At 60.1% G+C, this 14,817-nt stretch carries 10 protein-coding genes; all 10 read right to left on the bottom strand.

All coding sequences use genetic code 11. From position 1 onward, the window contains the following. Window positions 1-113: 113 nt before the first annotated feature. Window positions 114-1,532, bottom strand: coding sequence for an FAD-dependent oxidoreductase (locus ACQ4OB_RS07195; protein ID WP_008149580.1), 1,419 nt, complete (start codon window positions 1,530-1,532; stop codon window positions 114-116). Between the two features lie 33 nt (window positions 1,533-1,565). Next, complete coding sequence (gene gltB / locus ACQ4OB_RS07190) at window positions 1,566-6,011, bottom strand: glutamate synthase large subunit (protein WP_430955364.1); 4,446 nt, start codon at window positions 6,009-6,011, stop codon at window positions 1,566-1,568. Between the two features lie 350 nt (window positions 6,012-6,361). Beyond that, complete coding sequence (locus ACQ4OB_RS07185) at window positions 6,362-7,960, bottom strand: AAA family ATPase (RefSeq protein WP_430955363.1); 1,599 nt, start codon at window positions 7,958-7,960, stop codon at window positions 6,362-6,364. A gap of 10 nt (window positions 7,961-7,970) precedes the next feature. Next, window positions 7,971-9,071, bottom strand: a complete 1,101-nt coding sequence (aroB, locus tag ACQ4OB_RS07180) for a 3-dehydroquinate synthase (RefSeq protein WP_033055371.1) — start codon at window positions 9,069-9,071, stop codon at window positions 7,971-7,973. Between the two features lie 151 nt (window positions 9,072-9,222). After that, window positions 9,223-9,741, bottom strand: a complete 519-nt coding sequence (aroK, locus tag ACQ4OB_RS07175; RefSeq protein ID WP_010464421.1) for a shikimate kinase AroK — start codon at window positions 9,739-9,741, stop codon at window positions 9,223-9,225. A gap of 4 nt (window positions 9,742-9,745) precedes the next feature. Next, a complete protein-coding gene (pilQ, locus tag ACQ4OB_RS07170) occupies window positions 9,746-11,836 on the bottom strand; it encodes a type IV pilus secretin PilQ (protein WP_074872911.1) in 2,091 nt (696 codons plus the stop codon). A gap of 13 nt (window positions 11,837-11,849) precedes the next feature. Next, window positions 11,850-12,377 (bottom strand): pilus assembly protein PilP, encoded by a 528-nt coding sequence (locus ACQ4OB_RS07165; protein WP_074872908.1) that lies wholly within the window; start codon window positions 12,375-12,377, stop codon window positions 11,850-11,852. Next, a complete protein-coding gene (pilO, locus tag ACQ4OB_RS07160; RefSeq protein WP_074872905.1) occupies window positions 12,374-12,997 on the bottom strand; it encodes a type 4a pilus biogenesis protein PilO in 624 nt (207 codons plus the stop codon). The genes ACQ4OB_RS07165 and pilO overlap by 4 nt, the downstream gene beginning before the upstream one ends. Then, on the bottom strand, window positions 12,994-13,560 hold the full coding sequence (locus ACQ4OB_RS07155) for a PilN domain-containing protein (protein ID WP_074872902.1): 567 nt from the start codon (window positions 13,558-13,560) through the stop codon (window positions 12,994-12,996). The genes pilO and ACQ4OB_RS07155 overlap by 4 nt, the downstream gene beginning before the upstream one ends. Continuing rightward, window positions 13,560-14,624 (bottom strand): pilus assembly protein PilM, encoded by a 1,065-nt coding sequence (locus ACQ4OB_RS07150; RefSeq protein WP_102615679.1) that lies wholly within the window; start codon window positions 14,622-14,624, stop codon window positions 13,560-13,562. The genes ACQ4OB_RS07155 and ACQ4OB_RS07150 overlap by 1 nt, the downstream gene beginning before the upstream one ends. Between the last annotated feature and the right edge of the window lie 193 nt (window positions 14,625-14,817).

Genomic DNA, 14,817 nt, shown 5'->3' with positions numbered 1-14,817 from the left:
GTGAGCCTGCTCGCGATAGCGGAGTGTCAGTCAGTACATCTGGTGACTGATTCACCGCTATCGCGAGCAGGCTCGCTCCCACAGGGTTACTGCATTTCAGTTCAGGATCGGGGTTAAACGCCCAGATAATCCAGGATCCCTTCGGCGGCATTGCGGCCTTCGAAGATCGCCGTCACCACCAGGTCAGAACCGCGAACCATATCACCACCGGCGAAGATTTTCGGGTTGCTGGTCTGATGCTTGTACTGACCTTGCTCCGGGGCCACGACGCGGCCCTGGCTGTCGGTCTGGATGCTGTGCTGTTCGAACCACGACGCCGGGCTTGGACGGAAACCGAACGCAATGACCACGGCATCAGCCGGGATGATCTCTTCGGAACCCGGGATCGGCTCGGGGCTGCGACGGCCACGGGCGTCCGGTTCGCCGAGACGGGTCTCGACCACCTTCACGCCTTCGACACGGTCTTCACCGACGATCGCGATCGGCTGGCGGTTGTAGAGGAATTTCACGCCTTCTTCCTTGGCGTTCTTCACCTCTTTGCGCGAGCCCGGCATGTTCGCTTCGTCACGACGATAAGCGCAGGTCACCGACTTGGCGCCCTGGCGAATCGACGTACGGTTGCAGTCCATCGCCGTGTCGCCGCCACCCAGTACCACCACCTTCTTGCCTTTCATGTCGACGAAATCTTCCGGCGATTTTTCAAAGCCCAGGTTGCGGTTGACGTTGGCGATCAGGAAATCCAGCGCGTCATGCACGCCCGGCAAATCCTCACCGGCAAAGCCACCCTTCATGTAGGTGTAGGTACCCATGCCCATGAACACGGCATCGTATTCTTCGAGCAGTTGCTCGACGGTCACGTCCTTGCCCACTTCGGTGTTCAGACGGAACTCGATGCCCATGCCGGTGAAGACTTCGCGACGATTGCTCAGCACGGTCTTTTCCAGCTTGAACTCGGGGATGCCGAAGGTCAGCAAGCCGCCGATTTCCGGGTTCTTGTCGAACACCACCGGGGTCACGCCGCCGCGTACCAGCACGTCGGCACAGCCCAGGCCTGCCGGGCCTGCGCCGATCACCGCAACACGCTTGCCGGTCGGTATGACCTTGGACATGTCCGGACGCCAGCCCATGGCGAACGCGGTGTCGGTGATGTACTTCTCGACCGAACCGATGGTCACCGCGCCGAAGCCGTCGTTAAGGGTGCAGGCACCCTCGCACAGACGATCCTGCGGGCACACCCGGCCACAGACTTCCGGCAGGGTGTTGGTCTGGTGCGACAGCTCGGCGGCCTGGAGGATGTTGCCCTCGGCCACCAGCTTCAGCCAGTTCGGAATGAAGTTGTGCACCGGGCACTTCCATTCGCAATACGGGTTACCGCAACCCAGGCAGCGGTGGGCCTGATCGGCCGAGTGCTGGGGTTTGAAGGGTTCGTAGATCTCCACGAACTCTTTCTTGCGTTGACGCAACAGTTTCTTCTTCGGATCCTTGCGCCCGACATCGATGAACTGGAAGTCGTTATTCAGACGTTCAGCCATTGTTAAAACCTCATCAAACTCTTCAGGCGCATATCACTGCGGGTTGGCACGGGTGCTGGAAAGCAACGATTTCAGGTTGGCAGCCTTGGGCTTGACCAGCCAGAAACGACGCAGATAGTCATCGAGGTTTTCAGCGAGGTTACGACCCCACTCGCTGTCGGTTTCCTCGACGTATTCGTTCAGCACGCGTTGCAGGTGGCTGCGATAGGCTTCCATCGCCTCACCGCTGATCCGCTGGATTTCCACCAGTTCGTGGTTGACCCGGTCAACGAAGGAGTTGTCCTGGTCGAGCACGTAGGCGAAACCGCCGGTCATGCCTGAGCCGAAGTTGTAACCGGTCTTGCCCAATACGCAGACGAAACCACCGGTCATGTACTCGCAGCAGTGATCGCCCGTGCCTTCCACAACCGTGTGAGCACCGGAGTTACGCACCGCGAAACGCTCGCCTGCGGTACCGGCGGCGAACAGCTTGCCGCCAGTGGCGCCGTACAGGCAGGTGTTGCCAATGATGGCACTGTCCTGAGTCTTGTAGACGCTGCCCTTGGGCGGAACGATGACCAGTTTGCCGCCGGTCATGCCTTTGCCGACGTAGTCGTTGGCGTCGCCTTCCAGGTACATGTTCAGGCCACCAGCGTTCCACACGCCGAAGCTCTGACCGGCCGTCCCTTTGAAGCGGAAGGTGATCGGCGCATTCGCCATGCCTTGGTTACCATGCTTGCGAGCGATTTCACCGGAGATCCGCGCGCCGATCGAACGGTCGCAGTTGCAGATATCCAGCGCGAAATCGGCGCCGCTCATGTCGTTGATGGCCGAGGTGGCCAGATCGACCATTTTCTCGGCCAGCAGGCCTTTGTCGAACGGTGGGTTGCGGTCGACCTGGCAGAACTGAGGCTTGTCTGCCGGGATGTGATCGCTGCCCAGCAACGGCGTCAGGTCCAGGTGTTGCTGCTTGGCGGTCTGGCCTTCGAGGATGTCCAGCAGATCGGTACGACCGATCAGCTCTTCGAGGGAGCGCACGCCCAGCTTGGCCAGCCACTCACGGGTTTCTTCGGCGACGTAGGTGAAGAAATTCACCACCATGTCGACGGTCCCGATGTAGTGATCCTTGCGCAGCTTCTCGTTCTGAGTCGCGACGCCGGTGGCGCAGTTGTTCAGGTGACAGATGCGCAGGTATTTGCAGCCAAGGGCGATCATTGGCGCGGTACCGAAGCCGAAGCTTTCAGCGCCGAGGATCGCTGCCTTGATCACGTCGAGGCCGGTTTTCAGGCCACCGTCGGTTTGTACCCGCACTTTGCCGCGCAGATCGTTGCCGCGCAGGGTCTGGTGGGTTTCGGCCAGGCCGAGTTCCCACGGGGCGCCCGCGTATTTGATCGAGGTCAGCGGCGATGCACCGGTACCGCCGTCGTAGCCGGAAATGGTGATCAAGTCCGCGTAGGCCTTGGCCACACCGGCAGCGATGGTGCCGACGCCCGCTTCTGCAACCAGCTTCACCGAGACCAGCGCCTTCGGGTTGACTTGTTTCAGGTCGAAAATCAGCTGCGACAAGTCTTCAATCGAGTAGATGTCGTGGTGCGGTGGAGGCGAGATCAGGGTCACGCCCGGCACTGCGTACCGCAGCTTGGCGATCAGACCGTTGACCTTGCCGCCGGGCAGCTGACCACCTTCGCCGGGCTTGGCGCCCTGAGCGACTTTGATCTGCAGCACTTCAGCGTTGACCAGGTATTCCGGGGTCACACCGAAACGACCAGTCGCGACTTGTTTGATTTTCGAGCTCTTGATGGTGCCGTAACGCGCCGGGTCTTCGCCGCCTTCGCCGGAGTTGGAACGCGCACCGAGGCGGTTCATCGCTTCGGCGAGGGCTTCGTGAGCTTCCGGCGACAAGGCGCCGAGGGAGATGCCCGCAGAGTCAAAGCGCTTGAGCACTGATTCCAGCGGTTCGATCTCGCTGATGTCCAGCGGCGTGTCCAGGGTTTTGACTTTGAACATGTCACGGATCATCGACACCGGACGGTTGTCCACCAGCGCCGTGTATTCCTTGAACTTGCTGTAGTCGCCCTGCTGCACAGCGGCTTGCAGGGTGTTGACCACGTCCGGGTTGTACGCGTGATATTCGCCACCGTGGACGAACTTCAGCAAACCACCCTGCTGGATTGGCTTGCGCGGGCTCCAGGCTTCGGCCGCCAGGGCTTTCTGCTCGGCTTCGATGTCGACGAAACGCGCACCTTTGATGCGGCTTGGCACGCCACGGAAGCTCAGCTCGCAGACTTCTTCGGACAGGCCGATGGCCTCGAACAGCTGCGCACCGCGGTACGAAGTGATGGTCGAGATACCCATCTTCGACAGGATCTTCAACAGGCCTTTGGTGATGCCTTTGCGGTAGTTCTTGAACACCTCATAGAGGTCGCCCAGCACTTCACCGGTACGGATCAGGTCGCCCAGCACTTCATAGGCCAGGAACGGATAGACCGCCGAGGCGCCGAAACCGATCAACACGGCAAAGTGGTGCGGATCGCGAGCCGTCGCGGTTTCCACGAGGATGTTGGAGTCGCAACGCAGACCTTTTTCGGTCAGACGGTGGTGCACCGCCCCGGTGGCCAGGGAGGCGTGGATCGGCAACTTGCCCGGGGCAATGTGACGGTCACTCAGCACGACCTGGGTACGACCGGAGCGCACGGCTTCTTCAGCCTGATCAGCCACGTTGCGGATCGCCGCTTCGAGGCCGACGCTTTCGTCGTAATTGAGGTCGATGATCGTGCGCTCGAAGCCCGGACGATCGAGGTTCATCAGCGAGCGCCACTTGGCCGGGGAAATGACCGGCGAGCTGAGGATCACGCGCGAGGCGTGTTCAGGCGACTCCTGGAAGATGTTGCGCTCGGCTCCGAGGCAGATCTCCAGCGACATGACGATGGCTTCACGCAGCGGGTCGATCGGCGGGTTGGTGACCTGCGCGAATTGCTGGCGGAAATAGTCGTACGGCGTGCGCACGCGCTGGGACAGCACGGCCATCGGCGTATCGTCGCCCATCGAGCCGACGGCTTCGTAGCCTTGCTCGCCGAGCGGACGCAGCACCTGATCACGTTCTTCGAAAGTGACCTGGTACATCTTCATGTACTGCTTGAGCTGGTCAACGTCGTAGAACGCCGAACCGTGGTCGTTATCTTCCATGGTCGCCTGGATGCGCAGGGCATTCTTGCGCAGCCATTGCTTGTACGGATGACGGGACTTCAAGCGGTTGTCGATGGCGTCGGTGTCGAGGATCTGGCCGGTTTCGGTGTCCACGGCAAAGATCTGACCCGGGCCAACGCGGCCCTTGGCGAGCACGTCTTCAGGCTGGTAGTTCCAGACACCGATTTCCGAGGCCAGGGTGATGAAACCGTTCTTGGTGGTGACCCAACGCGCCGGACGCAGACCGTTACGGTCGAGCAGGCACACCGCGTAGCGACCGTCGGTCATGACCACGCCGGCCGGACCGTCCCACGGCTCCATGTGCATCGAGTTGTATTCGTAGAACGCACGCAGGTCCGGGTCCATGGTTTCGACGTTCTGCCACGCAGGCGGAATGATCATCCGCACGCCACGGAACAGGTCGATGCCACCGGTCACCATCAACTCGAGCATGTTGTCCATGCTGGAGGAGTCGGAACCGACACGGTTGACCAGCGGGCCGAGCTCTTCCAGGTCCATCTGGTCATTGGTGAACTTGGTGCGACGGGCCACGGCCCAGTTGCGGTTACCGGTGATGGTGTTGATCTCGCCGTTGTGCGCGAGGAAGCGGAACGGCTGGGCCAGCGGCCATTTCGGCAGGGTGTTGGTCGAGAAGCGCTGGTGGAACACGCAAATCGAGGTCTGCAGGCGCTGGTCGCTGAGGTCTGGATAGAAGGCGGTCAAATCCGCCGGCATCATCAGGCCTTTATAAATGATGGTCTTGTGCGAAAAGCTGCAGACGTAGTGATCGGCGTCGGCGGCGTTGGCCACGGACGAGCGACGACGGGAGGTGAACAGCTTGACGGCCATGTCCTGATCGCTCAGGCCTTCACCGGCGATGAACACTTGTTCGATCTGCGGCAGGCGCTCAAGGGCCAGGCGACCGAGGACGCTGGTGTCGATCGGCACTTTTCGCCAGCCGACGAGGGTCAGGCCAGCAGCGAGGATCTCGCGGTTCATGTTCTCGCGAGCGGCTTCGGCTTTGACCGGGTCCTGGTTGAAGAAGACCATGCCCACCGCATATTGCTTGGGCAGTTCGACGCCGAAGGTTTCCTGGGCGATGGCTCGCAGGAACACGTCCGGCTTTTGAATCAGCAGACCGCAACCGTCACCGGTCTTGCCGTCGGCGTTGATCCCACCGCGGTGGGTCATGCAGGTCAGGGCCTCGATGGCCGTTTGCAAAAGGGTATGACTGGGCTCGCCCTGCATATGGGCTATCAGGCCGAAACCGCAGTTATCCTTGAATTCATCTGGTTGGTACAGACCTGCTTTCATAGACACTTTCTCACCAGGCTGCCTCTTGTCGAGGCAAATTTCTTTTCAATTCAACCACTTACCATCCGCGCCGAACGTACGCCAGCTTTGCGGGGGCAAAAGGGAGGTCATTGTACACACCGACACGGAGGCTCACAAATTTGACGACGAACTGTCGCAAATCTATGTCGCATTTGTGAAAGGTTTAAAGCGATATGCTGTGCTAGTCAAAACTTTTTTAATTTTGACCGCAACGACTCAAAGACTACTGTGACGCAGACACCACAAGGCACGCGGCCTGTAGAGGCGGCATGCGCTTGTAGAAATTTTGAGGTGCCGGGAGAGGCGGCCTGGGTAAGGCCGCCGAATCTTCAGCGAGTTGTTGCCAGTTCCTGTTGGACGCTGGCGACAGTGCGAGGCCAAGGTTTACCAGCCTGAACCTTCGCTGGCAAGGCCTTGATAGCGGTAACGGCTGCATCGCGGTTGGCGAAGTTACCGTAAGTGATGACGTAAAGCGGCTTGCCGTTGAGGACTTTCTTGAAATAACGGTACTCGCCGCCCTGCTCTTTCACGAAGGATTGCGCAGCCGCTTCGGAGCTGGTGCCGAGGATCTGCACCACGTAGTTACCCGGCGCTTGCCCTGCGTACCAAGTGCCGCCGGTGGCTTTGGCCACGGTGGCTGGTTTCTCGGCAGGCTTGGCGGCAGCAGCGACTGGTTTGGCTGGCACTGGAGCTGGAGCTGGCTTCGCGGCAGGCGCAACCGGGACTGGCTTGGCCGTCGCGACCTGAGTCGGCGCAGGCACTGGCTTGGCGGCAGGTGTCGGTGCCGGGCCAGGCTGGATGCCCGCAGGCGGCGCGGTTGTGGTTACGGTTGGCGGTGTAGCGCTCGACCCTTCGACCGGCACACCGTCATCGCCTTCGGTGATGCCGCCGGCGGCTTCGGCCAGCGGACCGCGCATGACCGGCTGAGAGTTGCCGACCAGCGGCAATGGCATCGGCTGCGAGTTACCGGCGAATTCGACGGCAGGCGCGCCGCCGCTGTTGGGTTGTGGCGTGCCCTGGCCGAGCGGCAGTTGCGCCTGTTCGTTGGCAGGTGCGCCAGTGGTCGGTGTTTTGCTACGGCCCGGCATCAACCAGGCCGCGGCTACCGCGACCACGACAACAGCGGAAATCGCCAATACGTGTTTCTTCGGCATGTTGAACCCCATACTTGGACGCTTCACCGCTGAGCGGCTGGCAATCATGGCTTCGATCATCGCATCGCGGGCAACCTGGTTGATGGTGCCAGGCCAGCCGTCGGAGCTTTCGTGAATATCAGAGATCTGATCTGCGGTGAAAAGTTCGATACCCCGGCCGGCGCCTTCGAGCCGCTGCTCCAGATACTCGCGGGTTTCTTCTTCGGTGTAAGGCTGCAATTCGATGACGTGGAAACGCTCTTCTTCGAGGCTCAGCGCATCCAGTTGAGCAATCAGCGATGACTCGCCGAACAGGAACACATGCGGGCGACCTTCCGGTGCACCGGCAGCCAGGGCCAGCAAGGCTTCCAGCGCGGACTCGTCGAGTTGCTCGGCGTCATCCACCAGCAGATAGACTTCCTGCCCCGTCAGTGCAAGTTGCACCACTTGAGCCAGAATCGCGCCGATCTCGGCCTGGGCGACGTTCAGCGCCTGAGCCACCTGACGCAGCACGCCGGCCGCATCACCGGCGCCACGGGCGGAAACCACCACGCTCTGCACCGACTGTTTGTTGGTGCTGGCCACCAGTGCCTGACGCAACAGCGTCTTGCCACTGCCTTGCGGGCCGGTGACAACCAGCAGCAGCTGACTGTAGCGTGCCAGGTGATGCAGTTGCCCCAGCACCGGTTTGCGCTGGGCCGGGAAGAATTTGAAGCCAGGCACCCGTGGAGAAAAAGGGTCATGACTCAACTGGTAATGGCCGAGGAAAGCCTCGTCGGCGTGCAAACTAGTCATCGGGATCTTATTAACCTTTAAGCTGAGCCAGAGCGCGGTAATCCGCTCCCAGCGTGGCCTGTAAAACCTCTTTCGGATAATCGTCGGTCACCACCGCTTCGCCCATGTGGCGCAGCAGCACCAGGCGCAAACGACCGTCGATCACTTTCTTGTCAATTGCCATGTGTTCGAGAAAATCGGCTTCAGTCATCTCTTCAGGCGGGATAACCGGCAGGCCGGCACGCTGGAACAGACGAATGCCACGATCGCGCTCTTGCTCGCTGATCCAGCCCAGACGCGTGGACATTTCCAAGGCCATTACGGTGCCAGCAGCGACCGCCTCACCATGTAGCCAAACACCATAGCCCATGTGGGTTTCGATGGCGTGACCGAAGGTGTGACCCAGGTTGAGCGTGGCGCGAACACCGGTCTCCCGCTCGTCGGCACCGACCACCGCAGCCTTGGCCGCGCAAGAGCGCTCGATGGCGTAAGTCAGGGCGACCTGGTCCAGGGCGCGCAGGCGATCGACGTTGTCTTCAAGCCAGGTCAGGAACGGTTCGTCGCAGATCAGCCCGTATTTGATGACCTCGGCAAGCCCGGCGGACAGTTCGCGGGCCGGCAAGGTATTGAGGGTCGCAGTATCAATCAGCACCACGTTCGGCTGATAGAAAGCGCCGACCATGTTCTTGCCCAGCGGATGGTTGATCCCGGTCTTGCCGCCTACCGAAGAGTCGACTTGCGACAGCAGCGTGGTCGGGATCTGGATGAAATCGACACCGCGCTGGTAGCAGGCGGCAGCAAAACCGGCCATGTCACCAATCACGCCGCCACCGAGGGCGATGACCGTGGTACGGCGGTCGTGCCGCGCGGTCAGCAGACCGTCGAAAATCAGTTGCAGGGTTTCCCAGGTCTTGAACGCTTCGCCGTCCGGCAGCACCACGGAAACCACCGAGAACTGTGCGAGGCTGCGGGTCAGACGCTCGAGATAGAGCGGCGCAACGGTCTCGTTGGAGATGATCGCCACTTGCCGTCCGCGGATATGCGGGGCCAGCAGCTCAGGCTGATCCAACAAACCTTCGCCAATATGAATCGGGTAGCTGCGCTCGCCTAGATCGACCTTGAGTGTCTGCATGTGTCCCCACAGTGAAGATGGAATCAGGCGTCCTGCCTTGAGTTAACGTATGTCCACAGCGTCTGCTGGTGTGACGCCGTTCGGTAGCCATCTGCCACAACCTTGAGCGGCCACGACAGGACGCCGAGGATAGCGCATTTCGCGCTGCGCTTTAACGGGGAGGTAGCTGCTGCAAGCGTTCGAGAATATCGAGCACGACCATACGCGGCGGCCGCTCATCGGTTTCCACCACCAGATCGGCAATTTCCCGATAAAGCGGATCGCGGATCGCCAGCAGATCCCGAAGGGTCTTGGCCGGATCGGCAGTACGCAACAGGGGGCGATTGCGATCGCGGGACGTGCGGCCCACTTGCTGCTCGACAGACGCATGCAGATAGACCACTCGCCCCCCGGCGTGCAGCGCCCGGCGATTGGCCTCGCGCATCACCGCGCCGCCACCGGTCGCCAGCACCACGCCGTCGCACCCGCACAGCTCGGCAATCATCGCCTGCTCGCGGTCACGAAAGCCTGGTTCGCCTTCCTTATCGAAGATCCACGGGATATTGGCGCCCGTGCGCAATTCAATTTCCTTATCGGAATCTTTGAACGGCAGGCGCAGCTCTTTGGCCAGCAACCGGCCGATGGTGCTTTTTCCAGCCCCCATCGGTCCAACAAGAATCAAATTTCGCACAGAATCAACGACTCACAGCAATCGCCTGGTTATTCATGATACGCGGTGTGAGAAACACCAACAGCTCGGATTTTTTCTCCGAAACCACGTCACGCCGGAAAAGGCGGCCAAGATACGGCACATCGCCGAGAAATGGCACCTTATCTACAACCTTGCTCTGAGTATTTGAGAAAACCCCGCCAATGACGATGGTCTCGCCGTCGTTGACCAGGACCTTGGCATTGACCTCGTTTTTCTTGATCGGCGGCACATCCTGCACCTTGTTCAGGTAGTCCGGTTCGTCCTTGGTGACCTTGACCTCCATGATGATCCGGTTGTCCGGAGTGATTTGCGGCGTCACTTCCAGAGACAGCGAGGCCTCCTTGAACGACACCGAGGTAGCGCCGCTGGAGCTGGCTTCCTGATAGGGAATCTCCGTGCCCTTGAGGATTTTCGCGGTCTCCTTGTCCGAGGTGACCACCTTGGGCTGCGAGACGATTTCGCCGTTGCCGGTCTTCTCCATGGCCGTCAGCTCGAGATCCAGCAACACATTGTCGGTGATGAAGGCGATACCCAGCCCCGAGGTATTGCCGGCGGCGCCCAGGTCGACGAACGGCGAGTTGGTGCTGGTGCTGCCAGGCGTACCGATGGTCGATGAAGCATTCGCCCCACTATTACTGACACCCGAGGTGTTCCAGTTGCCCTTGTTCTGGATCGATCCGCCCCAGCGCACGCCGAGGCTTTTGTCATAGTCGACGTTGGCTTCGACGATCCGTGCTTCGATCATCACCTGACGCACCGGGATATCCAGTTGCGCGACGATACGGCGCAGTTCGTCGAGGCGGTTCTGGGTCTGGTAGGCAATGATGTTGTTGGTCCGCTCATCCACGGTGATCGAGCCCCGCTCGTCGACTTTCGACTCGACACTGGTGACCGACTGGAACAGCTTGGCGATATCGGCAGCTTTGGCGTAGTTGACTTGCAACAGCTCGCGACGCAGGGGCGCGAGGTCAGCAATCTGCTTCTGCGACTCCAGTTCCTGACGCTCGCGGGCGGCAATTTCATCGGCCGGCGCCACCAGCAAAACGTTACCGATCTTGCGTTTATCCAGGCCCTTGGTTTTCAACACCAGATCCAGCGCCTGATCCCACGGTACGTTCTGCAAGCGCAGGGTGATACCGCCCTGCACCGTGTCGCTGGCCACCAGATTGAGGTTGGTGAAATCGGCGATCAGTTGCAGCACCGAACGCACATCAATGTCCTGGAAATTCAGCGAAAGCTTTTCACCGGTGTAGGCGAAGCGTTCGGTGTTGCGTTTCTGCAAGTCATCGGCGGTCATCGGCCGGATGCTGACGGTCAGCTTGTTGTCGGTCTGGTAAGTCGAATAATCGAAGGCGCCGCTGGGTTCAATGCTGATCGTGGCCCGATCGCCCGTGGCGCTGGCGTTGACGAACTGCACCGGGGTGGCGAAATCCTTGACGTCCAGACGAACACGTAACGGTTCAGGCAATCGGGTCCTGGGGAAATCGAGAATGATCTTGCCGTCGCGCTCCTGAATGTCCGGGGCAATGGAAGGGTCCGACAGATCGATGACCACATTGCCTTCGCCCTGGGTGCCGCGCTGGAAATCCACACCCCGGATGGCCTTGCCTGCCGGCGCATAGGCTTTCGCCGGGGCTGGCGTTGCAGTCGCTGCACGCGGCGTTTTGGGCGCAGGGCTGGAGGCCGTTTTGTTGGCGCCTTGCCCGACGACCACCAACAGCGTGTTGCCTTCGACCCGTGCGTTGTAAGGCGTCAACTGGGTCAGATTGATGATCAGCCGCGCACGGTCCTTGGCTTGCACCACCGTCGCGCTGCGGGCATTTCCGCCGCCCAGTTCACGATTTTTGCTTTTCAACTGACTGACGACACCAGGCAGATCCAGCGCAATCCGTGCCGGCGATTGCGTGGTGTAACCCTGAGGCGACGGTGGCGGCCCATCGAACGACAACTTCAACTCGACGCGGTCCCCCGGCAACGCCGCAACATCCAGCGCTTCAAGGTTGGCCGCTAGTACCATCGGCGACAGCAACGCTATCCATAGCGAAGTACCGAAGGTTGAGAAAATCCTGTTCATTATTCGAGTTCCACTATGAGTGTTCTTTCAAAGGGATGGTCCGCGGCCGCTCCAGCCAGGCGCCTTCGCCGTCGGGAACGATTTCGACCACATCGACCTGCGAACCACTGATGGCGACGATCCTCCCATCGTTACGCCCCAGGTAATCGCCGACTTTCAACCGATGCACCCCGCCCGCCCCGCGCAGCAGCGCGAAGGAACCGGTCGCATTGGCGATCGTTCCGACCATTTCAAACTGCTCGATGTTGAAACCTTCGAGGTACTGCTTGACCCGATTCGGATCAGGTTTGACGTTTCGCGAGCCGTGTTTCTGGCCGGCCAGATCGACTCTGATCTGTCGGGAAAACGGGCTTCGCAGGTTGGCGGCGCTGTAGGTGAATGTTGGGTAAGACCGAAATGTCGGCGTTGGTTCAATCTTGCCGGGCGCACGCAACCGCATTTCGTTCATGTAGGCATCCAGGTCGCTGAAATCATTGTCGCCGCCGCAACCGGCCAGGCCGGCGACCAACACAACCATCGACAAGCAACGAATCGGGCTCATTTTTGCAGCCCCTTGTCGTTGTAGCGGTAGGTCTTGGCGAGGATTCTCATGCGCAACTTCGAGCCACCTTCCGGGTTGGCCGGTGCAAGGTCAAAGTCATGCAGGGTGACAATCCGGGGCAGCCCGGCGACACCGCTGACGAAGGTGGCCAGGTCATGATAGGCGCCGGTGACGGTGATCTGGATCGGTAGCTCGATGTAGAACTGCTGCGTGTTCTCCGGCAGCAGTTTGATCTCTTCGAACTCCAGGCCACTGCCCAGGCCGGTGCGAGTAATGTCCTCCAGCAAGCCGGGCACTTCGGTGTCGCTGGGCAATTGCCGCAGAAGTACGCCAAAGGAGTTCTCCATTTCCTTCATCTGCTGCGTATACAGCTCCAGATTCGCCGCCATATGGGCCTTGTTGGCGAATTGCTCCTTGAGGGCCGACTCTTCCTCGCGCTTGAGTTCGAGGTGGCTCTGAAGGTCACTGATGGAAAAACTGTAGCCCAGCGAAAGCACCAGCATCATGAGCAGGATACCCGCCAGTGCCTTGATGGCTGGCGGCCAGGAACCCATGTTATTGGTGTCCAGGTCATTGATGTCGATCTTGCGCAAGCTTTCGAACCAGTCAGACAGCCTCATTTGCCGCCCTCCGCAGCGGCGGGCTGGGTCTGACGAACGGTCAGCTGAAAGACGTTGGCCTGATCCAGCTGACCGGCGGTCATCGCCTTGACTTCCGTGAGGCTGGGCGCATCGAACCAATCGGACGCATCCAGATTGCGCATCAGGTCCGAGACACGATTGTTGGACTCGGCCGCTCCGGTGATGGACAAGGATTTGCCGGCCATATTCACCTCAGTGAAATACACGCCGTCGGGCAGCGTCCGCGCCAGCTGATCGAAAATACGTCCGCTGATCGGCCGGTTGCCTTGCAGGTCCTGGATGATGCGCATGCGCTCGACCAGTTGCTGGCGACGCGCCTTCAAATCGCTGATCTGTTTGATCCGCTCATCAACCACGGCAATCTGTTTGCCGATGTAATCGTTTCGAGCCACTTGCCGATCGATAGCGCCACTGATGGCCTGGTTCGCGATGAGCACAGCACCCACAGCCCCTACGATCACACCGACCAGCGCCAGCAGAAAGCGTTTGCGGCGCACTTCACGCAGTTCTTCGCGCCAGGGTAAAAGATTGATCCGTGCCATCAGTCGAAACTCCTGAGGGCCAGCCCGCAGGCGATCATCAGTGCCGGCGCATCGCTGGCCAGGGCACCGGCGTTGACCTTGCTGCTCAAGGCCATGTCGGAAAAGGGGTTGGCCACCTGCGTCGGCGTACCCAAACGTTGTTCGATCAAGCGGTCCAGCCCCGGAACCGATGCGGTACCGCCGGCCAATAGAATGTGATCGACCGAGCTGTACTGACCGGAGGCGAAGAAAAACTGCAACGAACGCGACACCTGTTGCACCAGCGCATCGCGAAACGGCTGTAACACCTCAATGACGTAATCGTCCGGCAAACCACCCTGTTTCTTCGCCAGCCCCGCCTGCTCGATGGTCAGGCCATAACGTCGCTGGATTTCTTCCGTGAGTTGACGACCGCCGAACAATTGCTCGCGGGTGTAGATGATCCGCCCCTGGTGCAGCACGCTCAGGGTGGTCATGGTGGCGCCGATATCGACCACCGCTACCGTGAAACGCTCCTGAGAGGCAGCCAGCTGTCTCGCCAGCAATCCGTAGGAACGCTCCAGCGCATAGGCCTCGACGTCGACCACACGAGCTGTCAGGCCGGCCAGGGCCAGGGCCGCTTCCCGGACCTCGACGTTTTCCTTGCGACAGGCCGCCAGCAGCACGTTGACCCGCTCGGGGTTGCGCGCAGAAACGCCCTGGACCTCAAAGTCGATGGCCACTTCGTCCAATGGATAAGGGATGTATTGATCGGCCTCGATCTTCAGCTGGTTTTCCATTTCGTCGTCGGAAAGACCGGCGTCCATCTCGATGGTCTTGGTAATCACCGCCGAACCGGCTACGGCCACGGCGACGTTCCTGAGGTTGGTCCTGGCCTTGAGCAACACGCGGGCGAGCGCCTGCCCTACGCCTTCGAGCTCGGCGATATTTTTCTCGACCACCGCATTAGTGGGTAAAGGTTCCACCGCATAGGCCTCGACCCGATAACGGTCGCCTTGGCGGCTTAGCTCCAGAAGCTTGACCGACGTGGAGCTGATGTCGATCCCCAGAAGCGTATTGGCTTTCTTATTGAAGAGTCCTAGCACTACCAATTCCCTATGACTATCCGTGTCTTACGGACTCTGTAATATCCATTGCGTTCAAACCACCCGTCTTGACAGCAGCGCAAATCACGCTCCCGCCGGAAAAATGCTTATAATGCCCAGCGCTTTTTTCCGGTTTTTACTTCAAGTGCGGGTCGTTTCCTGTTTATCTGAACCCTGATGCCTAATTCATTCT

Origin of the sequence: Pseudomonas sp. ES4 (genome assembly GCF_050586665.1) — a bacterium.
Classification (GTDB): Bacteria; Pseudomonadota; Gammaproteobacteria; order Pseudomonadales; family Pseudomonadaceae; genus Aquipseudomonas; species Aquipseudomonas frederiksbergensis.
Note: the sequence above shows the minus strand (reverse complement) of the source record. Positions and strands in the feature narration are given on the sequence as shown.